Source organism: Arthrobacter sp. TmtSoilC51 (assembly GCF_055388015.1).
This window is the reverse complement of record NZ_AP035877.1, coordinates 1,084,367-1,106,857: the sequence shown is the minus strand read 5'-3', so window position 1 is coordinate 1,106,857 and position 22,491 is coordinate 1,084,367. Positions and strand designations below refer to the sequence as shown.

Genomic DNA, 22,491 nt, shown 5'->3' with positions numbered 1-22,491 from the left:
GCCACCAATTATGCCGTGGGGCCTCAGGCATCCAGTTTGGTCAGCGGCGCGTACCGCAACAGCAGCCGCTTCTCACCGACGTCGAACTTCACCTTCGCAACGGTCTTGTCGCCCGAACCTTCGACCCCCAGCACCACGCCGTTGCCGAAACTCGTGTGGTTGACCTTGTCCCCCACCACCACTGAAATGACTTCCTTTTGCGGCTGCACCCTGGTGCGTGCGACGGCGGCCGGGACGTCGGCGTCGAATCCGGCGGTTGGGCTGGCGGCAACACCGCGGGACGTGCCCGCTCCCCAGAAAGAGCCGCCGTAGCGGTTGGAACCTATGGGAGCGCTCCCCCAACCACCGCCTGCCGCTTGCCGGCTCATGCCTTCACGCTTCCAGTCCACGAGTTCGGAGGGGATCTCCTCCAGGAACTGGCTGGCGGGGTTGTACTGGCTCTGGCCCCACATACTGCGGACCTCCGAGCGCGTGACGTAGAGGCGCTTGCGTGCGCGGGTAAGGCCCACGTAGGCAAGGCGGCGTTCTTCGGCGAGCTCTTTGGGATCCGTGGCGGAGCGCTGGTGTGGGAAGATCCCGTGCTCCATGCCAGTGAGGAAGACCACCGGGAACTCCAGGCCTTTGGCGGTGTGCAACGTCATGAGCGTGACAACACCCATGCGCTTGGCTTCGGCCACGGCGGCGTCGATATCTGCTCCTGGAGCATCAGGAATTTGGTCAGCATCTGCCACCAGGGAAACCTGTTCCAGGAACTCACCCAGTGAACCGTCCGGGTTATCGCGTTCGTACTCGCGGACCACGGCCACCAATTCAGCCAGGTTCTCCACACGGGACTCGTCCTGTGGATCATTGCTGGCACGCAGACCGGCGAGGTATCCGGTCTGCTCGAGCACGGCTTCCAGAGCCGCGGCGGCGCCAGAACCTGTGGCAACCTCAGCCAGGTCATCCAAAAGCTTCACAAAGCCCAGGACTGCGTTGACGGACCGCGTAGCCATGCCGGGAGCTTGGTCGGCACGGCGGGCGGCAGCCATAAAGGACGTCCGCTCGCGTTCAGCCAATGCAGCAACTGCGCCCTCGGCGCGGTCGCCAATCCCGCGTTTGGGTTCGTTGAGGACACGGCGGAGGTTGACGTCGTCATCCGGGTTCACCAAAACACGCAGGTACGCCAGGGCGTCTTTGATTTCCTTGCGTTCGTAGAACCGCGTGCCGCCGACCACTTTGTAGGGCAGGCCCACCCGGACCAGCACGTCTTCAATGGAGCGCGACTGGGCGTTGGTCCGGTAGAAAATGGCGACATCGCCAGGACGCAGCCCTTCCTCGTCCTGAAGGCGGTCGATTTCCTTGGCGATGAACTGGGCTTCGTCGTGCTCGTTCTCTCCCACGTAGCCGACGATCTTCTCGCCATCTCCCTCAGCCGTCCACAACCGCTTTTCCTGGCGGTTGGGGTTGCGGGAAATCACGGAGTTGGCGGCCGTGAGGATGTTCTGCGTGGAGCGGTAGTTTTGCTCGAGCTTGATGGTGCGCGCATTGGGATAGTCGGCTTCAAACTCCACAATGTTGCGGATGTCCGCACCACGGAAAGCGTAGATGGACTGATCGGAGTCTCCCACCACGGTGAGTTCGCTGGGCTCGACGTCGGTATCAGTGCCAAGGCCAACGATTTCCCTCACCAGCGCGTACTGGGCGTGGTTGGTGTCCTGGTATTCGTCCACCAGCACATGCCGGAACCGGCGCCTGTAGGACTCGGCGAGTGCCGGGAACGCCCGGAACATGTAGACGGTCTCCGCGATGAGGTCATCAAAGTCCATCGCGTTGGCCTGGCGGAGCCGCTGGGTGTAGCCCTTGAAGACGTCTGCCACCGCCATCTCAAAGGGATCGTTGTAGTTGGCCGACGACGCGTAGGAATCGGCATCGATGAGCTCGTTCTTTAGCGCTGAGATCTTGTGCTGGATGGCCTTGGGGGCAAACTTCTTGGGGTCGAGGTCCAGGTTCTTTGCCACAAGCGTGATCAGGCGCAGGGAATCCGCGGAGTCGTAGATGGAGAAGTTGGAGTTCAGGCCCACGTTGGCGGCCTCGCGGCGCAGGATGCGCACACAGGAGGAGTGGAAAGTGGAGATCCACATGGCCTTGGCCCGGCCCCCCACCAAGGCTTCGATGCGCTCACGCATTTCTGCGGCGGCCTTGTTGGTGAAGGTGATGGCCAGGATTTCGCCGTGGTGGGCCCGTTTGGTGGCGATGAGATAGGCGATCCGGTTACTCAGCACACGGGTCTTGCCTGATCCGGCACCAGCAACGATCAGCAATGGACTGCCGGCGTGCTTCACGGCTTCTTCCTGCTGGGGATTCAAGCCCTGGAGCAGTGCGTCGGCGGACGGCAGCCTACCGGCCTCCTGGTTACCCCAACCACCGGAAGCGGGACGTTCGTTTGTTCCACCGCTGGACCCGCCACTGCCCTCACCGAACCGGGCGCGGGCAGCCCCGCCGCCTGCGTGCGAAAGCTCCGGGGCAGCCTTGATGGCGGCTTTGGAGCCTGCGTTGAAGGGGCCGTCTGCGTAGGGGTCGAACAACATATCCATGGTGTCTACCAGTCTAGGCGGTGCCTCCGACAGTAATGATGGAATTGGCTTGTGTTGCGGTGTGACTCTGCCTCCGACTGACGCCCTTGTGGTTTGTCTTCAAAATGATCTGTCCGCCGTGACGCAGGCTGTAATAAGCGCGGCGGCCAGGTGGACATGACCTCATAGGAGCCTGCTCAAAGAATCCCATTACTGTCTTGTCTGACCACCCGGCCGGCGTGCCCTTCATGTTCCATTGCACGCAACAGAAGGTCAGGGCAGTTTCATCATGGCAAAACAACATCCGAAAGTCATCGCTGGGATCGACACGCATGCCGATACCCACCACGTCGCCGTCATCAGTGAAACAGGGCGGCATCTAGGGGACAAGGAGTTCCTTGCCGTCGGTTCCGGCTACCGGCAGATCGTGGAGTTCATCACCGGATTTGGCCCGGTCTCGTCCATCGGCGTGGAGGGCACAGGCAGTTACGGAGCGGAGCTCGCACGCGTCCTGAGTCGGGAGCACTTCTGGGTCCTGGAAGTGATGCGTCCAAACCGGCAAGAACGCCGGCTACGGGGCAAGTCTGATCCGTTGGATGCCTATCAGGCTGCGGAAGCTGCACTTGCCGGCAGCAGGGTTGCGACGCCAAAAGCCAGGGACGGGGCTGTGGAATCACTACGTGTTCTGCGCGCTGAACGAAACTCTGCCATGCGGGCAAGGGTCGCGGTCATGGCTCAGATCAAGAGCATCCTGGTCTCTGCTCCTGAGCCCATCCGGGCGAAGTACCGCGGCTTAAGCCGCGTTGCAATGATGAGCGCACTGGAGAAAAGCCGACCGATCGGTGACCCTGCCGAGCCTCCAAACGCCACCGCCATCGTTCTCAAGCGCTTGGCTGTCCGCTACCGGCACCTGAACACGGAAGTGGCCCTGATCGATACTGAACTCGACGCAATCCTCACCATGCACGCCCCTACGCTCAGGGACATTCAGGGTGTTGGCACTGACGTTGCAAGTCAGTTGCTGGTAACCGTAGGCGACAACTCCGAAAGGGTCACCTCGGAGGCAAGGTTCGCAGCCCTGGTCGGCGTTGCCCCCATCCCGGCCGCCTCAGGGAAAACCACCCGGCATCGACTTAGCCGTGGCGGAGACCGGCAAGCCAATAAAGCCATCCATCGCGTAGTGCTCGTACGGATGATGAGTGATAGCCGGACCAAAACCTACGTGGCCAGGCGCCGACAAGAAGGCAAAACCACCAAGGAAATCATGCGCTGCCTCAAACGCTACGTTGCACGTGAAATCTATGACCAGATCATGCACCCCCACCCAGCACCCTTCGCCGGGCAGCTCCGGGCCCTGCGGAAAGCCAAGAACATCACCCTCCAGGCCGCCGCTGATGACCTCCGTGTCTGGCCTACCGCACTATCCCGTCTCGAACGCGGACTCACCCGCGACGACAACTTCCACAAACGCTACGAAAGCTGGCTCAACGACCATTGACAGCAATAGGAGCATCACTCAAAGGCCAACCCCAAACGGGCGCTGCCCGGGGGCTCAAACACTACGCAAACTGCGGAACAGAAGTGAGGGCGGCGCCCAACTCGCGGACCGCCGTCGGGCCTCCTGCAATGAACCAGTTAAGGCCGTTGACCTGCACGACGGCGGTGTCCCCGCCGGCAGCGCGGACAATCGCCTTGCCTGGGAGCCAGTCCCATTCCGGGCAGCTGTGCTGGAACCAGCAGCCAAGCTCGCCGTCGGCCACCCGGCCAAGATCACACGAGCCTGAACCGAACATTCGCAGCGACGCGGCCGAGACAGCCGCAGCGTGCCAGGGCATTGCCGTACGGGGGTCTGCCAACCAGGTGGGGTGGATGTAGGTGGCAGCGCACAGTTCACCTACCGTGGCGTCGCCGGGTGCACTGATCCGTTCCCCATTCAGCGTGGCAGGGTGCTCTTCGCCGCCGAGCCAAAGCTTGTCCAACTCGGGCTGGTAGATGGCCCCGAGCACAACCGATGGATCAACAACTGGATTTCCCCCATGGTCGACGTCGTTCCGCTTCAGCGCGATCGCCGAGCACCAATACGTGGAGCCGTGCAGGAAGTTGTACGTTCCATCAACCGGATCGATCACCCACGTCCGGCCACTGGTACCGCCAACAGAGGTGCCCTCCTCGCCCAGGATGCCGTCCTCCGGGCGGCAGCGCCGCAACTGTTCCAATACGTAAGCTTCGGCCGCATGATCGGCCGCCGTGACGACGTCGGACACCGACGTCTTGCGCGTGCCCTGCAGCCCGCCCATGCGCATGAGCAGCGCCAGCTGGCCTGCCTCGCGGACCAGTGCGCTGGCCAATTGGTAATCATCCAGTGATGGATCAAGTTCAGTTGCGGTGTGCCTGCCGGTGGTCATGGTCCCAGCTTATGTGGCGGGATAATGAATGACATGGCCAAGACACCAGCGCAGCGCATCAAGAAGCACGGAGCCAAGGCAGTGGTGCCCAACCACACCCTCCCACCCGTGATCAATCCCACCACGCAGCGGACCCCTGAAAAGGCGCAGGGTAACTCCAAGCTGATTGTCATCGCAGGCGTTGTGGCCAGCCTCTTCCTGTTCTGGTACCTGCACTTGCTGACGCTGAACCAAATGACGCAGCTTTCGGGCGGCCTGGCTATGCCTGACTCGCTGATCGGTGGGTTCTCCCAGGACTACGTTGCCCAGCTTCGCGCCGCCATGGACGAGTCCGCCCGGGGCCAGTTGAACTACGTCCACAAGACCGCCGGCACACTCTTTCCGCTGATCTTCGGCTTCAGCTGGCTCCTGCTGATCGGCACCAACGTTGCGCGCAAGTCGTGGCGATGGGCAATGTGGGCTGCTCCCCTGCTGTTCGCCGTGGCGCGCTTGTGGTCCAACGTCGCCATCGATTCCATGTTGGCTGCGGAAACTCCCGACGCCGGTTCGGTTGCCTTGGCTTCCGCCGTCACCGTTGCGTCGTGGGTTCTGTTCCTCATCAGCCTGCTGTGCGGTGCGGCGGCGGTGTTCCTGGGACGGAAGAACGTAAAACAGCCCTGACGGCCTTGCGCTCCTTGGTTACCCGGTGCGCCACCACCAGGCCCACCAACGACAATCCGAGGATGATCGGATAGGCCATGGTCCGCTCGATGGCGCCCGGTTCCTCGACGCGCAGCTGCACCGCAAGGACGTAGATGGTTGCTCCAAGGGAAACTGCGCCGAACAAGAGCACCATCCACGACATCTGGGTATGGCCCCGCCACACTAGGCCCAGTATTACCAAGGACAACGGCCCGGCGATGAAATACAGCCCGGCACCGGTCAGATGCAGCGCGAGGTCAGTGTCTTCGGGGATCAAGCCAACCATTGCCTGTCCTATGCCCGCCACGAGGATCAGCACTCTCACAGCCCCGGCCGCAATCCAGGGAAAGGCCTCGGCTGGCGCGGCGGGTGATGCCATCCTTGGCCGGATGACCCGCACGCCCGGTTCGGCCGCGACGGAGAGGACTGCCGAGCTCAACAGCACCGCCCCGAGCACCATGGCAGCTCCTTGGAGCACGAACGAGGCATTCATCAGCCAATTAAGCGGGGAGCACACCTCGTAACCGTTGAATGGACCGCAGTGTGCAGCTCCGAGGTCGCTGATGACGTGGGCACGCCTGTCATAGCCGGGATTGCCCCGCCATACAGCCATCGCAGTGGCTTCCACCACGAAATAGTGGATGAGCGTGATCGCTGCCCAGCCCCCAACAAGCTCGCGTCGCCCTGCGAGGTCAGGCAAAAGCCCGCGGTCCCTGCTACGCGGACCACCCGCCGTCGTCATAGCGCAAGAATAGACCTACCCTTGGGACGCGGGCCAGAGCGGCTGGGGCTGGCCCCTCACTGAACCCTCAACCTCGCGGCTTTCCGTTCCGTTTGCACCCGCTGGGCGATGACCAGCCCCGCAGCTGCCAGGCCGATGGTCACGGGGTAGCCCATGAGCCGTTCCAGGGTTCCCGGATGAGGAACCTCCATTCCCGTGATCCCGCCAACGATGAGTGCGCCGATACACAGGGCGCCGCAAGCGGCGATCAACCAACTCATGGGGGTCTGCCGGAACCATAGGATGCCGAGCAGAAGCAGCGCGAAGCCACCGCCAACAAAGAACATCAGGGCCCCGGCAAAATGCCATGGGGAGCCCACATCCTCGGGGACCAGTCCAACGATCACAGTCCCGGTGCCGGAAACACCCGTAAGTATTCGAATGGCCACGGCCATGATCCACGGCTTGGCCAGGAGCCGTGTCGTTGGTTCCTCCTGGGCCGTGGCGGCGCGGAAGCGCTGGGCACGCACGCCCGGGCGCGCTGCCACACACAAAAGACCGGCGGTCAGGAGCGCCGCGCCAAGGATCAATGCCAGGCCCTGGACAACAAAAGAGGCGTTCATCAGCACATGTAAAGGGGAGCACACGGCCCGGTCTTCGTAGACGCCGCACGATATTGCGCCGAGGTCGCTGATGAACCCGGTAGCTCTGTTGTAAGGTTCCGGACCAGCCCACGCCTCGATGACGGCAGCCTCGGCGACGAAATACTGGACCACGCTTAGCTGCGCCCAGCCGCCTATATTTGCCCGTGTAGCGCTGACATCCGGAAGGAACGTGCCGGTCGCTGCCGGTGCTGTCGCATGCCCTCTCATGACCGCCAGCCTAGCCGTGTTCAGGCACCGCCCCGTCAGCTTGTATGCTTGTAGTCGTGTCCGGGCCATGGAGCTCCGTAACGGTACTCCGGGCCATGGACACGCAGGCCCTCGTAGCTCAGTGGATAGAGCACGGCTCTCCTAAAGCCGGTGTCGTTGGTTCGATTCCAATCGAGGGCACTTGAACCACCAGCAGCCCATCCAGGACTTGCGCGCCTATTTGGCCGGCAAGTGGAATGTGGAGCGGACTCTCCTGGACCGGGCCACCGGCACCCGCGGAACCTTTACCGGCGTCGTGCGTTACACGGAACTGCCCGACGGCGGTCTTCACTACCGCGAGGACGGAACCATGCACTGGCCAACTCATTCCGGCCCGGCGTTCCGCGAGTACGTCCTCAAGCCACGCCCTGAACCGGAATCCATGGACGTTTTGTTCCCCGACGGCAGGCCATTCCATGTGATGAGCTTCGCTGAGCAGGCCAACCAGGACAAACACTGGTGCGACCCCGATGACTATTACGTGAACTACACCTGGGAGGGGCCGGATGCGTTCAGTTTCACGTGGGATGTGCGCGGCCCCGCAAAGGATCTGCTGCTGGGATCGCATCTGGTCCGAATCAATGCCGGGAGGCAATCGTGAGCGCTACTGATGTGATCGTGGTGAGCGCTGTCTGCGTCTACAACAACCAGGGTCAACTTCTGACCGTCCGCAAGCGCGGCACGGACAAGTTCATGCATCCCGGTGGCAAGCCCGAGGCCGGCGAAACCGCTGCCGAAGCTGCCTCCCGCGAATTGTTCGAGGAAGTAGGCATCGAGGTAGCTCCGGAAGACCTCGAACCGCTGGGCGCCTGGCTCGCCGTCGCTGCCAACGAGGCTGCGACCAACATCGAGGCCACGGTCTTCACGGCTCCGGGAATCTGGGAAGCGCACCCTTCGGCCGAGATCGCCGAGATCCGGTGGCTGGACCTTGCGGCGCCCTTGCCCAGCGACCTCGCACCGCTCCTCACAGACCACGTCATCCCGGTGCTCACCTATAGCGTTACAGCTCAGGAACAGCTTCCTCAGCCACTGCCGTAGCTTCCGCGAACTGGGTCCGGTACAACTCGGCATACCGGCCGTCGGCAACAAGGAGCTCAGTGTGCGTGCCACGCTCCACGATCCTGCCGTCCTCTACCACCAGGATCACGTCTGCGGCACGGATGGTGGACAACCTGTGGGCGATCACGACGGCGGTACGCCCCTCGAGTGCCTCCCCCAAGGCCGCCTGGACGGCGGCTTCGTTGGTGGAGTCCAGCGCGGCGGTTGCTTCATCAAGAATCACGACCCGCGGCTGCTTGATGAGGAGGCGGGCGATGGTGAGGCGTTGCCTTTCTCCACCGGAGAGCCGGTAGCCGCGCTCACCCACCACGGTTTCGAGGCCATCCGGCAGCGACCGGATCATCGGTTCCAGGCGTGCACGCCTGAGCACCTCCCACATGTCTTCTTCGGTGGCATCCGGCCGGGCCAGGCGCAGGTTGGAGGCAATGGTTTCGTGGAAGAGGTGGCCGTCCTGGGTCACCATTCCCAGAGTGTCCCGCAGGGAGTCAAAGCGGAGATCCCGGACGTCCACGCCAGTGCCGGATCCGTTGCCGCCAAGGCGCACGGTCCCGGAATCGACGTCGTACAGTCGGGACAGCAGTTGGGCCACCGTGGACTTACCCGCGCCGGACGAGCCCACCAAGGCAACCGTCTGGCCCGGCTCAACCCGGAAGCTGACACCGTGCAGGACTTCCTCGCCTCCACGCGTGTCCAAAGTGGACACGTCTTCCAAGGATGCCAAGGACACTTTGTCCGCCGAAGGGTAGGAAAAGCGGACGTCAGCGAATTCCACGGCTACGGGTCCGGCCGGAACAGCTACGGCGTCCGGCTTTTCCTGGATGAGGGGTTGCAGGTCCAGGATCTCAAAGACCCTCTCGAAGCTGACAAGTGCGCTCATGATCTCCACCCTCGCGTTGGAGAGCGCTGTCAGCGGAGCATAGAGGCGGGTCAGCAGGAGGGCCAGGACCACAACATCGCCTGGCGCCAGTTGTCCGCCGAGGGCCAGCCAGCCGCCCAATCCGTAAACAAGGGCCAGCGCAAGGGCCGATACCAAAGTCAGTGCCGTGACAAAGGTGAACTGCAGCATGGCCGTGCGGATGCCGATATCACGGACCCGGCCGGCCCTGGCAGCGAACTCGCGGGATTCCTCGTCCGGACGGCCGAAAAGTTTCACCAGTGTGGCGCCGGGAGCGGAGAACCTTTCGGTCATCTGCGTACCCATGGCAGCGTTGTGCGCCGCGGCCTCACGCCGAAGGTCTGCCAGCTTGGAGCCCATGCGCCGGGCGGGTATCAGGAAGATCGGCAGCAACACCATGGCCAGGACAGTGACCAGCCAGGACGTGTTGAGCATGACCACAAGGGTCAAGGCGAGCGCCACGACGTTGCTGACCACACCGGACAAGGTGCCGGCGAACGCTGACTGCGCCCCGATGACGTCATTGTTCAGGCGGCTGACCAGAGCGCCGGTCCGTGTCCGGGTGAAGAAAGCGATGGGCATACGCTGCACATGGTCGAACACGCGCGTACGGAGGTCCACGATGACGCCTTCGCCAATGGTGGAGGACAGCCATCGGGTCAGCAGGCCGACTCCGGCTTCACCGACAGCCACGATCGCGATGAGCACGGCCAGCCAGATCACCGTGCCCACACCTGCGTTGGCAATGATGGCGTCAACCACTTGCCCGGCAAGCACTGGCGTGGCGACGGCCAGGAAGGCACCCGCGATCGAAGCAATCACGAAGGCTATGAGCTTGCCCTTGTGCGGTGCGGCAAAGCCCAACACGCGTTTCAGCGTTTCCTTGGAGAACGGCTGCGAGCCGCTCTTGGCTGTGGTGATGTTGTAAAGCGAGCTCCAGGCCACGCGGTCCATGCTCATGGTTAGTTCTCCTGGCCGAGGGTGTGGTGAAGCTCCTGGATACGGCCGTTCTCCAGATGCCATCGCGAATCGAGCCGAACGTTCTCCAGCAAACGCCGGTCATGGGTGACCAGCAGGAGGGCGCCTTCGTAGCTTTCCAGCGCTTCTTCAAGTTGCTCGATCGCAGGGAGGTCAAGGTGGTTGGTGGGTTCGTCCAGCACCAGCAGGTTCACGCCCCGGGCCTGCAGGAGGGCCAGCGCGGCGCGCGTACGCTCCCCGGGGGACAACGAATCGACTGTCCGCGAAGTGTGGTCTGCCTTGAGGCCGAACTTGGCAAGGAGAGTGCGGACGTCGGCGCTGTTCCAGTCCACCAGCACGGCTTCGACGGCTTCGCCGAGCTGCCGTCCGCCGTCAAGCAGTCCGCGGGCCTGGTCGATTTCGCCGATGGCGACAGAAGCGCCCATGGAGGCCTCGCCGTCGTCCGGTTTCCGGGTGCCCAGCAGCAAACGCAAGAGAGTGGACTTGCCGGCGCCGTTGGGCCCGGTGATGCCGATGCGCTCGCCGCCGTTCAGTTGGAGGTTGACCGGTCCCAGCGTGAAGTCGCCCTGGCGGACCACCACATCACGCAGCGTGGCCACCACGGTACTTGAGCGCGGTGCCTGGCCGATGCTGAACTGCAGCTGCCATTCCTTGCGCGGCTCCTCCACCTCGGTAAGGCGGGCGATGCGCGATTCCATCTGGCGGACCTTCTGCGCCTGCTTTTCGGACGACTCGGTACTCGCGGCCCTACGGATTTTGTCGTTGTCCGGGTTCTTCTTCATTGCGTTGCGGACGCCCTGGGAGCTCCACTCACGCTGCGTGCGTGCGCGGGACACAAGATCGGCCTTGGTATTGGCAAACTCTTCGTAGCGTTCGCGGGCGTGGCGCTTGGCGACTGCACGCTCTTCGAGGAACGCTTCGTAGCCGCCGTCGTAGACAGCCACGGAATTCTGGGCCAGGTCCAGTTCCACAATGGTGGTGACGCACCGGGCCAGGAACTCGCGGTCGTGGGAAACCAAAACCACTCCACCGCGCAGGCCCTGCACAAAGGCCTCCAACCGGGCCAGGCCATCGAGGTCCAGGTCATTGGTGGGTTCATCGAGAAGGACAACATCGAAGCGGCTAAGCAGCAGCGCAGCCAAAGCAACGCGGGCAGCCTGCCCGCCGGAGAGGCCTGTCATGAGGGCGTCGGTACCAAGCTCCAGGCCAAGATCCGCCAACACAGCCGGGATCCGGTCTTCCAGGTCTGCTGCACCGGATGCCATCCAGCGGTCGAAGGCCAGGGAGTAGGCATCATCCGTTCCGGGAGCGCCTGAAGCGAGGGCTTCGGCAGTGGCTTCCATCTCGGCAGTGGCCTGGGCACAGCCCGTGCGGCGCGCAATATAGGCCGCAATGGTTTCGCCTGCGGTGCGCTCATGTTCCTGGGGCAGCCAGCCCACAAAGGCGTCCGACGGAGCCAGGTTAACGGTCCCCTCCTGCGGCTGGTCCACGCCTGCCAGGATGCGCAGGAGCGTGGATTTGCCAGCACCGTTCGCTCCGACGACGCCCACCACATCACCCGGAGCAACGGTGAGGGAGAGCTTTGAAAAGAGCGTGCGGTGGCCGTGGCCACCGGCAAGATCCTTGGCCACCAGGGTTGCAGTCATTCTCTATTCCTCTCGCAGCGCCAACACGGCGCTCGCGTCTACATCACCAGCACGGCAAACAAGCGTGGGTTCATCTATCAAACGCGGCTTCCATGCCCGTGATTCCCAAGGGCATGGAAAAACCCGCTGGTCCGGACTTGGGGGGTGTACGGACCAACGGGTTCAAGCATCAAGCATAATTCAATGTGGCGTCGGCGTAAAATCGATCCGTACCTTCGCTCCGGCTCCTTTTTGGGCCAGCCCGGACTTGCCCGTTTGAAATATCCCAGAAAGCCCCTTATGCCCTTACCGTCCAAGGCATTCCAACGCTGGCTTCACGGCGTTGCGCCCAATGCCAGCACCGCGGACGTCTGCAGGATTTCCGGGATAAAGCGGACAACACTGGCCCAACAGTTGGTCCGCGGCAAGGTGGCCGAGTCCACGCTGGTCAGCATCAGCCGCGGCTATCACATCAATCCCGTGCAAGCCTTGGCCACATTTGATCTCTACGCGGACCTTCGGGGCGATGCCGTTCCACCCACGCCTGATGAACTGGTGAGCCAGATTGCCACCATGGATGTGCTGCGCGCCGTGGTGGAACGCAGCGAACCGGGATCCGTCTCCGTCACGGGTCTATCGCCAACACCGCACCCCACCGCGGTGCGGAACTGGGTGGATGCAATCGACGACGGCGAGTTGCGGCACCGGGTCAGCGAAGCGACCGGGATCGCACCACAGAACTTCTCTGCCCATCTGACAGCCAACAGGCTTCCTCCCGAACTGGCCATCGCGACGTCGCGGGCTGCCGGCGTCGGACCCGCCGGAGGGCTTGTGGCCGGCGGATTGATCACCGAAGCCGAGGCCGGCTGGTCGCCCAACGGACGCCAGGAGGCACTCGACCGGATGACGCTGGGCGAGCTGGTGACCCTGGCAGGCGAACGGCTCCAGGCGCTGGGCAAGACCCTGCGCCGCCAAGAACAAGACCATGAACGAACTGAACGAATTTGGGAGAATCTCGGATGACGGCTGTCCTGCCCTGGGCAACGCTGATTGTTTGCCTGGCGATTACCATCGCACGGATTCCGAGCCTGTTGCGGGGTGAGAACAGAGTGGTCTTCTACATCTTCGCCCTGATCACCTTGGATATCCTCCTGAGTATCGAGGCGCCTTACCTTGCCATAGATGCGCTGCTCGGCGGGAACAACGTAACCAACCTGATCCTGCGGTTCCTGCTGTACGGTACGTTCCTGCTGATGGGCATCAAGATTGCCGCGGGCTTCGCTTCGGATTCAGCAGCGCGAGCCATCCGCGGCCCTTGGGGGCTGGCCGTCCTCGGAATCACGGTGGCATTGACCACGTTCTTCTTTGTCATCACGGACACCCGTGGCTCCACGGCGGGTATGACAGGGCTGACCTGGGGACCATCCATGGAGGCTTATGCGGCTCTGGGCCGCTTCTATCCCGGATACGTGTCGGCGTGTTTGCTGCCCGCGATCTGGCGGACCATTGTGGGCCGCTACCCGGCGTTGCTGCGTGCCGCCTCAGCTCTCCTGTTCGTGGGGCTGGCGTTGCTTTTGGTGTCCCAACTCTTCCCGCTGATCCCGCTGGTGCACCTGTGGCTGCGTTCCCTGATCAACTACTCCGCCGTGCTGGCGACGGCCATTGGGCTCGCCGGGATTTGGTTTTCCAAGGCATTTGCCCGGCGGAAAGCAAGACGCACAGCGTAAGACTTTCACAAAACCATTAGATCGTGGCACAATCATGAATGTGTGAACGCGGCTGCGGCCTGGCACCGGAATCAGAGAACGGGTTTCCGGTGGATGTGGCGCCCATGTGATCACAATTGGGGGGATGAGTGGTGGCGGACTGTTGGGGACCGCCCCCACTCAGCCTTTTTAACCACCCCTTCCACAGCCCTTCAGGCCTTCCCTTCCGGGAATCCCCGCGGGCCCGTGGCTAAGATGGCTCCATGACCAGCCTTCGCTCCCGCCGTTCTCTTTTCGCCGCTACCCTGGCCGCCGCCGCCCTGGCACTCTCTGCCTGCGGTGGCGGTTCAACTCCAGCCCAGTCCGGTGGCGACACGTCCCTGTCCGACGTGAAATCCAAGGGCGAACTCGTCATTGCGACAGAAGGGACCTACCGCCCGTTCAGCTTCCACGCAGAAGGCGCGGGTGAACTGACTGGCTATGACGTTGAGATCGCCAAGGCCGTGGCTGAAAAGCTGGGCGTGAAGGCGAGCTTCCAGGAAACCCAATTCGATGGCATCTTCGCGGGCCTTGACGCCAAGCGGTTCGACACCATCGCGAACCAGATCTCCATCAACGACGAGCGCAAGGCCAAGTACGAGTTTTCCAAGCCCTACACCGTCTCCACCGGAGTGGTGGTGACCAAGAAGGACAATTCCAGCATCAACAGCTTCGCTGACCTCAAGGGCAAGACCACCGCGCAGTCGCTGACCAGCAACTTCTACAAAATGGCCGTGGAGGCCGGCGCCAACGTCCAGGCAGTTGAAGGCTGGGCCCAGTCCGCCACTTTGGTGCAGCAGGGACGCGTGGATGCGACGGTTAATGACAAACTCACCTACCTGGACTACGCGAAAACCACCCCTGATTCCGATTTGAAGGTGGCCGCCGAAGCGCCTGACAAGACGGAGAGCGCACTGGTGTTCCGAAAGGGCTCCACGGAACTGACCAAGGCTGTAGACAAGGCCCTTGATGACCTCCGGGCAGATGGAACCCTGACAAAGATCTCCGAAAAGTACTTCGGCGCGGATGTCACCAAATAAATGAACTGGGACCTCATTTGGAGTTCCTTCGGGCCGATCATCACAGGTGCAGTAACGGGCACCATCCCCCTCACCCTGGCTTCCTTTGCTTTTGGCCTGGTGCTGGCCTTGGTGGTGGCGCTGCTGCGGCTGAGTTCCAATTGGCTGATATCAGGCATTGGCCGCTTCTACGTTTCGGTTATCCGTGGCACTCCCCTGCTGGTGCAGCTTTTCGTGATTTTCTTCGGCCTGCCCAGCATTGGCATCCGGCTGGATCCGTGGCCGAGCGCCATCATCGCGTTCTCGTTGAACGTGGGTGGCTACGCCGCGGAGATCATCCGGGCGGCGATTCTTTCCGTGCCCAAGGGGCAGTGGGAAGCCGGCCATACAATCGGCATGTCCCACGCCCAAACCCTGGTGCGCATTATCCTTCCGCAAGCGGCCCGCGTGTCCGTTCCACCGTTGTCCAACACCTTCATTTCCCTGGTCAAGGACACCTCGCTCGCTTCCCTCATCCTGGTCACTGAGCTCTTCCGCAACGCGCAGCAGATCGCTGCGTTCAGCCAGGAGTTCATGGCCCTGTACCTGCAGGCAGCCCTGGTCTATTGGGTCATCTGCCTGGTCCTTTCCACCGCGCAATCCGCCGTGGAGAGGAGATTGGACCGCTATGTCGCCCACTAGTGCACCTCAACCGAGCGAGCCCCGCGTCACGTCGGTGCTCAAAGCCCGGAACCTCGCGAAGGCCTTCGGCAGCAACGTGGTGCTGCGCGACATCGACATCAACATCCTGCGCGGGCAGGTGGTGGCCCTGATCGGGCCTTCGGGTTCGGGCAAGACCACGGTTTTGCGCTCGCTTAACGGCCTTGAAATCCCCGACGCCGGTACCGTGACCTTTGGGGGAACCGGCCGTGACGGAGATGGGCTCTCGATCGATTTCGGCGCCAAAGTGGGCAAGAAAGATCTCGCAGCGCTCCGGGACCGCAGTGCCATGGTTTTCCAGCACTACAACTTGTTCCCGCATATGACCGTACTGAAGAACATCATTGAAGGTCCGGTCCAGGTCCAGAAGCGCCCCAAAGCAGAGGCCATCGCCGAAGCCGAACGTTTGCTGGAGCGCGTGGGCCTGGCTGACAAACGGGACGCCTATCCGTTCGAGCTCTCAGGCGGACAGCAGCAGCGCGTGGGCATCGTCCGTGCCCTGGCGCTCAAGCCCCAGCTCCTCTTGTTCGACGAGCCCACCTCGGCCCTGGATCCCGAACTCGTTGGAGACGTCCTGGGCGTCATCAAGGAACTCGCCGAAGAGGGCTGGACCATGGTGATCGTGACCCATGAGTTGGCCTTCGCCCAGCATGTGGCGGATGAGGTCATCTTCATGGACGGCGGAGTGGTAGTGGAGCGGGGTCCTGCTGCCGAGGTGCTGCGCGCACCCAGGCAGGAGCGGACCAAGCTGTTCGTGAAGCGGCTGCAACACGACGTCTAAGGGCTCTTGGCGCGGGCATGCGTTCTTTAGCGGGCGAAGCGCAACGTGACCAGCTGGAACGGGCGCAGGACCAGCTCCGCACAGTCGTGCCCCACAACCACTCCAGGGGCCTCTACCGGCCGTTCCAGCAGGTCCGTCGCCAGGACGCCATGCGCGTCAAAGTTTGCCCTTACAACACCGGCTGAGCGTTGTCCAAGAGATTCATAAAGGCGCACAATGACGTCTCCGGAACCATCCTCCGCCAGTTTCACGGCTTCCACCACCAAGGCAGGGTTGGAAACGGCCAGCAGGGGTTCCACTGGCCTGCCGCCGCTGACGTAGCGCGGCTTCAGGTTGGTGCGGTAGCCCTCCTCCACGGCATCCCCGATTTCCGCTCCTGGCCTGATGGACAGTTCAAGTGTGTGTTCGCCGCGGTCGGCTTCAGGGTCCGGGAACCTGGCGGAGCGCAACAGCGAGACGCGGATGGTCGTCGTCGTTCCGCCATCGCCGCGGATCGCCCTGGTGACGTCGTGTCCGTAGCTGGAGGAGTTGCTGACGGCCACGCCATAGCCGGGCTCGGCAACGTGGATCCAGCGATGGGCGCAGATCTCGAACTTGGCGGCGTCCCATGACGTGTTGGTGTGGGTGGGCCGGAACACATGGCCGAACTGCGTCTCCGACGCCGAACGGTCAGCCCGGACGTCCAGCGGGAAGGCGATCTTCAGCATCTTTTCGCGTTCCTGCCAGTCAACTGTGGTGGCGATCCCCAGCGACTCCGCGCCGGCGTCGAGCGTTATCCGTTGCGTAATGGTGGAGGCACCAACCGAACGCTTGACCACCACGACGGCGCCTGTCGCCGTGCGCTCAAGGTGGATCGCTTCGGCTTGGGTCACCTTGGTGACGTTGCGCCGGTAGAACTCCTCGATATCCCAGGCGTCCCATTCGTTCGGAGTATCCCTGAACAGCTCAAGCAGGTTGCCGGGCTCGCCGGGTGCCATCGCCTCACGGCCTGTGGCATGGTCAGTGAGTGAAGTCAACAAGCCATCACGGTCCACGGCAGCCCGGATGATTCCGTTGTCCAGGATGTAACCGCCATCCTTTTCGCTGGCGTCAACAACTGCCTCCGGCTTCACGGCTTCCGCGGCGGCGAGTGCGGGCACGCCGCTACGCTTGTGCGGGGCGGCATTGAGCAGGAACTGCCTGTCTCCGTGGCCGACGAGTGCCTGGGTGGCCCCGGCGATGATGGCCTCGAGATCGTGGGCGATAGCGTCATAGTTCCGCTCGGCGTCCTGGTGGACCCAGGCGATGGAACTGCCCGGCAGGATGTCGTGGAATTGCTGCAGGAGGACCAGCCGCCAGAGGCGCTTGAGCTCCACCTCCGGATAGGCGTAGGAATCGCCCAGGCGTACGGCCGCGGTGGAGCACCACAGTTCTGCTTCACGCAGGAGGTGCTCGCTGCGCCGGTTGCCTCGCTTGGTCTTCGCCTGGCTGGTGTACGTTCCGCGGTGCATCTCCAGGTACATCTCGCCCACCCAGACCGGGAGGTTGCGGTACTCGGCTTCGGCCGCGGTGAAGAAGTCCTTGGCCGTACCCATACGGACCTTGGGCGAACCTTCAAGATCTGCGGTGCGGCGTGCGGCGGCCACCATCTCACGCGTTGGACCGCCACCGCCGTCGCCATAGCCGAAGGGAACAAGTGACATGGTTCCGCGGCCGTGCTCACGGTAGTTGCGCTCCGCATGCGCAAGCTCGCGGGCGTGGAGCTCCGCGTTGTACGTGTCCACGGGCGGGAAGTGGGTGAACAACCGGGTGCCGTCAATGCCTTCCCAGCTGAAGGTGTGGTGCGGCATCAGGTTCACCTTGTTCCAGGAAATCTTCTGCGTAAGGAACCATCGCAAACCTGCCGACTTGACGATCTGTGGCAGTGCTCCCGAGTAGCCAAAGGAATCGGGCAGCCAGGCCTCCTGGCATTCAACGTCGAATTCCTTCAGGAAGAAACTCTTGCCTTCCACGAACTGGCGCGCCATGGCCTCACCGCCGGGCATGTTGGTATCAGATTCAACCCACATGCCACCAACGGGCACGAACTGCCCCGCCCTGACCTTTTCCCGGATGCGGACAAAGAGCTCAGGGAAGAATTCCTTGATCCAGGCCATTTGCTGGGCCGAGGAACATGAGAAGACGAAGTCAGGGTCCTCGTCCATGAGGGCCACGACGTTGGAGAAGGTTCGCGCACACTTGCGGATGGTTTCACGAACAGGCCACAACCATGCGGAGTCGATGTGCGCATGGCCGGTTGCCAGGAGTTGGTGGGCCGAAGCGTAGGCGGGCCGGCTAAGTACTTCGGCCAGTGCCTCGCGGCCGGCAGCAGCCGTTCCCGCGACGTCGTCCGGATCCATGACGTCCAGCATCCGTTCCAGGGCACGCAGGATTTCGTGGCGCCGCGGCAGCTCCATGGGGAGTTCGTGCATGAGCCCGCTCAGGGTCCACACGTCCTGGTTGAGTTCCCACACCGTTTCGTTGAGTTCGGCAATGGCAATCCTGCCCAGACGATACCGGGGTTCCTCTCCCGACGTCGCCTTGTCCCCCAACGGAGTGGGCACGAATGACCAACCTTGCGCCACGTCCGGATTGGCCGCAGCCTCCACATAGAAATCCACGGACAATCCGCCACCGAGCAGCTTCAGCGGAACATGGTAGTTGCGCGGTGATATCGCCTTGATGATGCCGGCATCGGCGCGCCAGGCGGTGCCTTCACATTGGAACCCCGGAACGTCGCTGTTGAAGCCCAGGTCCACGATGATTTCCACCGCCGTCCCCTCGGCAGAACCCCAGCCTTCTGGAACTTCGCCCTGCAGCCGGAGCCATTTAGTGCTCCACGGCTTGCCCCAAGGCGCGCCCGGCTCCTGGGGCGTAAACAGCTGGCGGATGGCCTCGGCTGCGGGCACGGGTTCCCCAGGCGCGTCCCAGCTGCTGAGCTGCAGTGGAACGGACCTGCCATAGATGGCCGGAAGAAGGCGTTCCCGAACGAATCGATCGAGACGCTGTTCAGTGATCCGGCGGTCGTCGTGCAATTAAATCCCCTTAGGCATTGGCTGGTGGCAAAGCGTCATGGCCGGCGGGCCAGCCGGCACTTCATGGACGACATTATTCGAGGACACAGCGATTCCAATCGATGGATAAAATCTACGTCGTTCCAGCTCGATAGCCAAGTGATCGAGGACTATCCGCAGCGAATGGGCGCTTAGCCAGCCTGTTCCCCTACGATCCTGTCCCTCCCTGCGTACACGTTCAGGCTCGCTCCGCGGCTGAAGCCCACCAGCGTGATGCCTGTTTCGTCGGCGAGCTCGGCAGCGAGGCTGGACGGGGCGCTGACGGCTGCAAGGACGGGAATTCCCGCCATGGCAGCTTTCTGGACAAGCTCGAAAGATGCCCGCCCGGATACCTGAAGAACCGTTCCCGCCAGCGGAAGCTTGCCGGCCCGCAAAGCCCAGCCAACCACTTTGTCCACAGCGTTATGGCGACCCACGTCTTCCCGCAGGCACAGCAGCTCGGAAGTACCGTCGTCGTGAATCCTGAAAAGGCCCGCGGCGTGGACGCCGCCCGTCTTGGCGAAGACCGCCTGGGCCTCGCGCAACCTATCCGGGAGCTCGGCCAGCGCCCTCACGGGGACGGTGACGTCGTCGTCCGCGGGACTGTGCCGCGAGGACTTCCTGACGGCGTCGATCGAGTCGGTGCCGCAAATGCCGCACGAGCTTGAGGTGTAGACGTTACGGCCTGTCTCCGGACGCTCGACGTCGGGACGCAGCTGGGCATCCACCACGTTGAAGGTCTGTGCGCCGTTCTCGTCCTCCCCCGCGCAGAAGCGCTCCGAGACCAGTTGCCCCGGCTCCCAGATGATGCCCTCCGAGACAAGGAAACCCGCCACCAGATCGAAGTCGTCTCCGGGCGTCCTCATCGTCACCGAGAACGACATATCGCCGAGTCGGATCTCAAGGGGTTCCTCCACCGCGAGGACGTCTTCCTTGTACCGGACAGGGTGTTCCAGGGCCTGGGGCGATCCGTCCAGGACGAACTTGTGCAGCTTCCGGCGCTGGGTCACGCGTCCCATGTCAGGATCCGCTCTCCTCGGGGTGTTTTACGAACCGCACCGTCATCGCCTTATAGCCGGGCGTGTTGGATTCACGGGCCACCAGCTCACGGTGCACCAGGGCGTTGGCTTCCGGGAAGTATGCGGCAGCGCAGCCCTTTGCCGTGGGGTATGCGATCAGCCGGAACTTATTGGCCCGCCGCTCGCTACCGGCAAACGTGGAAATGACATCCACCAGGTCACGGTCCTTGAAGCCGAGGCCAGCCAGGTCTTCCTCATGGACCAGGATCACCCTGCGGGCATCGGAGACTCCGCGGTAGCGGTCATCAAGGCCATAGAACGTCGTGTTGTATTGGTCGTGGCTGCGCACCGTCTGCAGGATCAAGTGGCCCTCCGGCGCTTCGAGGTACTCCAGCGGGCTTACGGAGAATCGTGCCTTGCCGATGTCCGTTGCAAAGGTACGCGTGTCCCGCGGCGGGTTCGGCAGGACAAAACCGTTCTTGGTGCGGACCCTGGCATTGAAGTCCTCGAACCCCGGGATAACCCGTGAGATGTGGTCCCGGATCACGTCATAGTCCTCTGCCATTGCCCGCCAGTCCACGCTGTGGTCATCGCCCAGGACTGCCTGGGCCATGCGGGCAACGATCACGGGTTCGCTCAGCAAGTGCTCGGAGACAGGGCTCAGCCTGCCCTGCGTCTTATGGATGACCGACATTGAGTCCTCGACCGAGAGGAACTGCTTGCCCTTGGGGTGTTTGTCGTCGGTGTCCGTGCGTCCAAGCGTGGGCAGGATCAGGGATGTCTTCCCGTGCACCACGTGGGCACGGTTGGGTTTGGTGGAGATATGCACAGTCAGGCCAGCGGTCTTGAGGCCGGCTTCCAAGGCCGCAGTGTCAGAACCGGCCGCAGCGAAGTTTCCGCCCATGGACACAAAGACATCCACCTCCCCCTTTTCCAAGGCGTGCTGGGTCTCCACGGAGTCATATCCATGCTCGCGAGGCATCCGGAATCCAAACTCCTTGTCCAGCGCGGTAAGGAAGGGTTCGCGTGGCTTCTCCCAGATACCCATGGTGCGATCACCCTGGACGTTCGAGTGGCCACGCACAGGGCATGCGCCGGCTCCCCGCTTGCCGAAGTTGCCTTGGAGCAGGAGCAGGTTGATGATCTCCTTCAACGTGTCCACGGAGTGCGGCTGTTGAGTCAAGCCAAGGGCCCAGCAAATGATGGTTGCCTTGGACTTCGCCATCAGCCCTGCCACAGTAACGATTTCCTCGCGTGCCAAGCCTGTTGCCCGCTCGGTTTCGTCCCAGTCCAGCTGGGAGCGTGCCTGGGCGTACGCTTCGAAACCTTCGGTCTGCTTGCCGATGAACGACTTATCGACCACCGTCCCCGGGTTCCGTTTCTCCTCCTCCAGGAGCAGGTGGCCCAGTGCCTGGAACAGCGCGAGGTCCCCACCTACTTTGATCTTGAGAAACTCGTCCGCGATGGTGGTCCCGCCGCCGATCACGCCGTTGAGGGACTGCGGGTCCTTGAAGTTCAGCAACCCGGCTTCCGGAAGCGGGTTTACGGCGACGATCTTTCCGCCGTTGTTCTTGCAGTCACGCAAAGCGGACAGCATGCGGGGGTGATTGGTTCCTGGATTCTGGCCCACCACGAGCACCAGTTCGGCGTGGTGGATGTCTTCCAGCGAAACCGTTCCCTTGCCGATCCCGATGGTCGGGTTCAGCGCGCTGCCCGATGATTCGTGGCACATGTTGGAGCAATCCGGCAGGTTGTTGGTGCCGAGGCTGCGGGCGAACAATTGGTACATGAAGGCGGTCTCGTTGGCCGTCCGGCCGGAGGTGTAGAACACGCAGCGATCGGGCGTGGTGGCATTGACATGCTCCCCGATCAAGGCGAAGGCGTCGGTCCAGCTGATAGAGGAATAGTGCGTATCCCCGGGCTTGAGGACTACGGGCTCGGAGATCCGCCCTTGGCTCCCCAACCAGTATTCGGTCTTGTCCTCAAGATCGGCGATGGAATGTTGTGCCCAGAATTCCGCCCCCACCGTCCGCGTGGTGCTTTCCTCAGCAATTGCCTTGGCGCCGTTCTCGCAGAATTCCGCGGGACTGCGCCGTCCCGTGATGGATTCCGGCCAGGCGCAGCCAGGGCAATCAAAGCCATCGTGCTGGTTGACCCGGAGCATCGAACGGACCGTGCGGGCTACTCCCGCCTGGGCGTAGCCCCTTTCAAGGGCGACAGTGACAGCCTTGAGGCCTGCCGCGGCTCGCTTGGGCGGGTGGATTTGCAGGTCATCTTCATTGATGTCCTGTTCGGGAGCATGCCTATTCATGAGTCCATCATTGCAA

General features: G+C 62.8%; 18 protein-coding genes and 1 tRNA gene. 10 read left to right on the top strand and 9 right to left on the bottom strand.

Translation table 11 applies throughout. The annotated features are described in order from the left end of the window. Positions 1-23: 23 nt before the first annotated feature. On the bottom strand, positions 24-2,576 hold the full coding sequence (gene pcrA, locus ACZ5G6_RS05240) for a DNA helicase PcrA (protein WP_223936038.1): 2,553 nt from the start codon (positions 2,574-2,576) through the stop codon (positions 24-26). A 268-nt stretch (positions 2,577-2,844) separates the two neighbouring features. On the opposite strand from pcrA, the gene ACZ5G6_RS05235 reads away from it, so the two are divergent. Continuing rightward, the gene (locus ACZ5G6_RS05235) at positions 2,845-4,053 is read left to right on the top strand and encodes an IS110 family RNA-guided transposase (protein WP_498685934.1); all 1,209 of its coding nucleotides are present in this window, start codon (positions 2,845-2,847) and stop codon (positions 4,051-4,053) included. Between the two features lie 61 nt (positions 4,054-4,114). Here the strand turns inward: ACZ5G6_RS05235 and ACZ5G6_RS05230 are convergent, their stop codons facing one another. After that, positions 4,115-4,960, bottom strand: coding sequence for an inositol monophosphatase family protein (locus ACZ5G6_RS05230; RefSeq protein ID WP_223936037.1), 846 nt, complete (start codon positions 4,958-4,960; stop codon positions 4,115-4,117). Between the two features lie 33 nt (positions 4,961-4,993). Between ACZ5G6_RS05230 and ACZ5G6_RS05225 the strand changes: the two genes are divergently transcribed. Next, positions 4,994-5,620, top strand: a complete 627-nt coding sequence (locus ACZ5G6_RS05225; protein ID WP_498689897.1) for a hypothetical protein — start codon at positions 4,994-4,996, stop codon at positions 5,618-5,620. Here ACZ5G6_RS05225 and ACZ5G6_RS05220 read toward each other — a convergent pair. Together ACZ5G6_RS05220 and ACZ5G6_RS05215 are read right to left on the bottom strand one after the other, a co-directional pair. Next, a complete protein-coding gene (locus ACZ5G6_RS05220) occupies positions 5,559-6,383 on the bottom strand; it encodes a DUF998 domain-containing protein (protein ID WP_498689896.1) in 825 nt (274 codons plus the stop codon). The genes ACZ5G6_RS05225 and ACZ5G6_RS05220 overlap by 62 nt on opposite strands. 56 nt (positions 6,384-6,439) lie before the next feature. Continuing rightward, on the bottom strand, positions 6,440-7,234 hold the full coding sequence (locus tag ACZ5G6_RS05215; protein WP_498689895.1) for a DUF998 domain-containing protein: 795 nt from the start codon (positions 7,232-7,234) through the stop codon (positions 6,440-6,442). 107 nt (positions 7,235-7,341) lie between these two features. Here ACZ5G6_RS05215 and ACZ5G6_RS05210 point away from each other — a divergent pair. The 3 genes from ACZ5G6_RS05210 to ACZ5G6_RS05200 all read left to right on the top strand — a co-directional run bounded on the left by ACZ5G6_RS05210 (position 7,342) and on the right by ACZ5G6_RS05200 (position 8,311). Then, positions 7,342-7,414: transfer RNA gene (locus tag ACZ5G6_RS05210), tRNA-Arg, on the top strand. A gap of 1 nt (position 7,415) precedes the next feature. After that, positions 7,416-7,874 (top strand): DUF6314 family protein, encoded by a 459-nt coding sequence (locus ACZ5G6_RS05205; protein ID WP_498689893.1) that lies wholly within the window; start codon positions 7,416-7,418, stop codon positions 7,872-7,874. Further along, positions 7,871-8,311, top strand: coding sequence for an NUDIX hydrolase (locus ACZ5G6_RS05200; protein WP_498689891.1), 441 nt, complete (start codon positions 7,871-7,873; stop codon positions 8,309-8,311). The genes ACZ5G6_RS05205 and ACZ5G6_RS05200 overlap by 4 nt, the downstream gene beginning before the upstream one ends. Here the strand turns inward: ACZ5G6_RS05200 and ACZ5G6_RS05195 are convergent. Continuing rightward, positions 8,274-10,187, bottom strand: coding sequence for an ABC transporter ATP-binding protein (locus ACZ5G6_RS05195; protein ID WP_498689890.1), 1,914 nt, complete (start codon positions 10,185-10,187; stop codon positions 8,274-8,276). The two genes, ACZ5G6_RS05200 and ACZ5G6_RS05195, sit on opposite strands and share 38 nt — an antisense overlap. A 2-nt stretch (positions 10,188-10,189) precedes the next feature. Continuing rightward, the gene (gene abc-f / locus ACZ5G6_RS05190) at positions 10,190-11,851 is read right to left on the bottom strand and encodes a ribosomal protection-like ABC-F family protein (protein ID WP_498689888.1); all 1,662 of its coding nucleotides are present in this window, start codon (positions 11,849-11,851) and stop codon (positions 10,190-10,192) included. A 279-nt stretch (positions 11,852-12,130) separates the two neighbouring features. On the opposite strand from abc-f, the gene ACZ5G6_RS05185 reads away from it, so the two are divergent. The 5 genes from ACZ5G6_RS05185 (at position 12,131) to ACZ5G6_RS05165 (ending at position 16,074) form a co-directional block, all read left to right on the top strand. Further along, positions 12,131-12,853, top strand: coding sequence for a hypothetical protein (locus tag ACZ5G6_RS05185; protein WP_498689886.1), 723 nt, complete (start codon positions 12,131-12,133; stop codon positions 12,851-12,853). After that, positions 12,850-13,557, top strand: coding sequence for a hypothetical protein (locus tag ACZ5G6_RS05180; RefSeq protein ID WP_498689883.1), 708 nt, complete (start codon positions 12,850-12,852; stop codon positions 13,555-13,557). Before ACZ5G6_RS05185 ends, ACZ5G6_RS05180 begins: the two co-directional genes overlap by 4 nt. 242 nt (positions 13,558-13,799) lie before the next feature. Further along, positions 13,800-14,615, top strand: a complete 816-nt coding sequence (locus ACZ5G6_RS05175; RefSeq protein WP_498689882.1) for an amino acid ABC transporter substrate-binding protein — start codon at positions 13,800-13,802, stop codon at positions 14,613-14,615. Then, positions 14,616-15,275, top strand: a complete 660-nt coding sequence (locus tag ACZ5G6_RS05170) for an amino acid ABC transporter permease (protein WP_223936026.1) — start codon at positions 14,616-14,618, stop codon at positions 15,273-15,275. Further along, a complete protein-coding gene (locus ACZ5G6_RS05165; RefSeq protein ID WP_498689877.1) occupies positions 15,262-16,074 on the top strand; it encodes an amino acid ABC transporter ATP-binding protein in 813 nt (270 codons plus the stop codon). Before ACZ5G6_RS05170 ends, ACZ5G6_RS05165 begins: the two co-directional genes overlap by 14 nt. 26 nt (positions 16,075-16,100) lie before the next feature. Here the strand turns inward: ACZ5G6_RS05165 and ACZ5G6_RS05160 are convergent, their stop codons facing one another. The 3 genes from ACZ5G6_RS05160 to ACZ5G6_RS05150 form a co-directional block, all read right to left on the bottom strand. Next, positions 16,101-19,127, bottom strand: a complete 3,027-nt coding sequence (locus tag ACZ5G6_RS05160) for an alpha-mannosidase (RefSeq protein ID WP_498689875.1) — start codon at positions 19,125-19,127, stop codon at positions 16,101-16,103. Between the two features lie 170 nt (positions 19,128-19,297). Then, positions 19,298-20,164, bottom strand: coding sequence for a formate dehydrogenase accessory sulfurtransferase FdhD (gene fdhD, locus ACZ5G6_RS05155; protein ID WP_498689873.1), 867 nt, complete (start codon positions 20,162-20,164; stop codon positions 19,298-19,300). A gap of 1 nt (position 20,165) precedes the next feature. Then, a complete protein-coding gene (locus tag ACZ5G6_RS05150; protein WP_498689871.1) occupies positions 20,166-22,475 on the bottom strand; it encodes an FdhF/YdeP family oxidoreductase in 2,310 nt (769 codons plus the stop codon). Positions 22,476-22,491: the final 16 nt, after the last annotated feature.

What these genes read in the sequence shown, in the direction of transcription:
- ACZ5G6_RS05175 (WP_498689882.1), top strand. Translation starts at nt 13,800, where the DNA reads ATGACCAGCCTTCGCTCCCGCCGTTCTCTTTTCGCCGCTACCCTGGCC.
- ACZ5G6_RS05185 (WP_498689886.1), top strand. Translation starts at nt 12,131, where the DNA reads ATGCCCTTACCGTCCAAGGCATTCCAACGCTGGCTTCACGGCGTTGCG.
- ACZ5G6_RS05230 (WP_223936037.1), bottom strand. Translation starts at nt 4,960, where the DNA reads ATGACCACCGGCAGGCACACCGCAACTGAACTTGATCCATCACTGGAT.
- ACZ5G6_RS05220 (WP_498689896.1), bottom strand. Translation starts at nt 6,383, where the DNA reads ATGACGACGGCGGGTGGTCCGCGTAGCAGGGACCGCGGGCTTTTGCCT.
- ACZ5G6_RS05225 (WP_498689897.1), top strand. Translation starts at nt 4,994, where the DNA reads ATGGCCAAGACACCAGCGCAGCGCATCAAGAAGCACGGAGCCAAGGCA.
- ACZ5G6_RS05235 (WP_498685934.1), top strand. Translation starts at nt 2,845, where the DNA reads ATGGCAAAACAACATCCGAAAGTCATCGCTGGGATCGACACGCATGCC.
- fdhD (WP_498689873.1), bottom strand. Translation starts at nt 20,164, where the DNA reads ATGGGACGCGTGACCCAGCGCCGGAAGCTGCACAAGTTCGTCCTGGAC.
- ACZ5G6_RS05195 (WP_498689890.1), bottom strand. Translation starts at nt 10,187, where the DNA reads ATGAGCATGGACCGCGTGGCCTGGAGCTCGCTTTACAACATCACCACA.
- pcrA (WP_223936038.1), bottom strand. Translation starts at nt 2,576, where the DNA reads ATGGATATGTTGTTCGACCCCTACGCAGACGGCCCCTTCAACGCAGGC.
- abc-f (WP_498689888.1), bottom strand. Translation starts at nt 11,851, where the DNA reads ATGACTGCAACCCTGGTGGCCAAGGATCTTGCCGGTGGCCACGGCCAC.
- ACZ5G6_RS05150 (WP_498689871.1), bottom strand. Translation starts at nt 22,475, where the DNA reads ATGAATAGGCATGCTCCCGAACAGGACATCAATGAAGATGACCTGCAA.
- ACZ5G6_RS05165 (WP_498689877.1), top strand. Translation starts at nt 15,262, where the DNA reads ATGTCGCCCACTAGTGCACCTCAACCGAGCGAGCCCCGCGTCACGTCG.
- ACZ5G6_RS05180 (WP_498689883.1), top strand. Translation starts at nt 12,850, where the DNA reads ATGACGGCTGTCCTGCCCTGGGCAACGCTGATTGTTTGCCTGGCGATT.
- ACZ5G6_RS05170 (WP_223936026.1), top strand. Translation starts at nt 14,616, where the DNA reads ATGAACTGGGACCTCATTTGGAGTTCCTTCGGGCCGATCATCACAGGT.
- ACZ5G6_RS05215 (WP_498689895.1), bottom strand. Translation starts at nt 7,234, where the DNA reads ATGAGAGGGCATGCGACAGCACCGGCAGCGACCGGCACGTTCCTTCCG.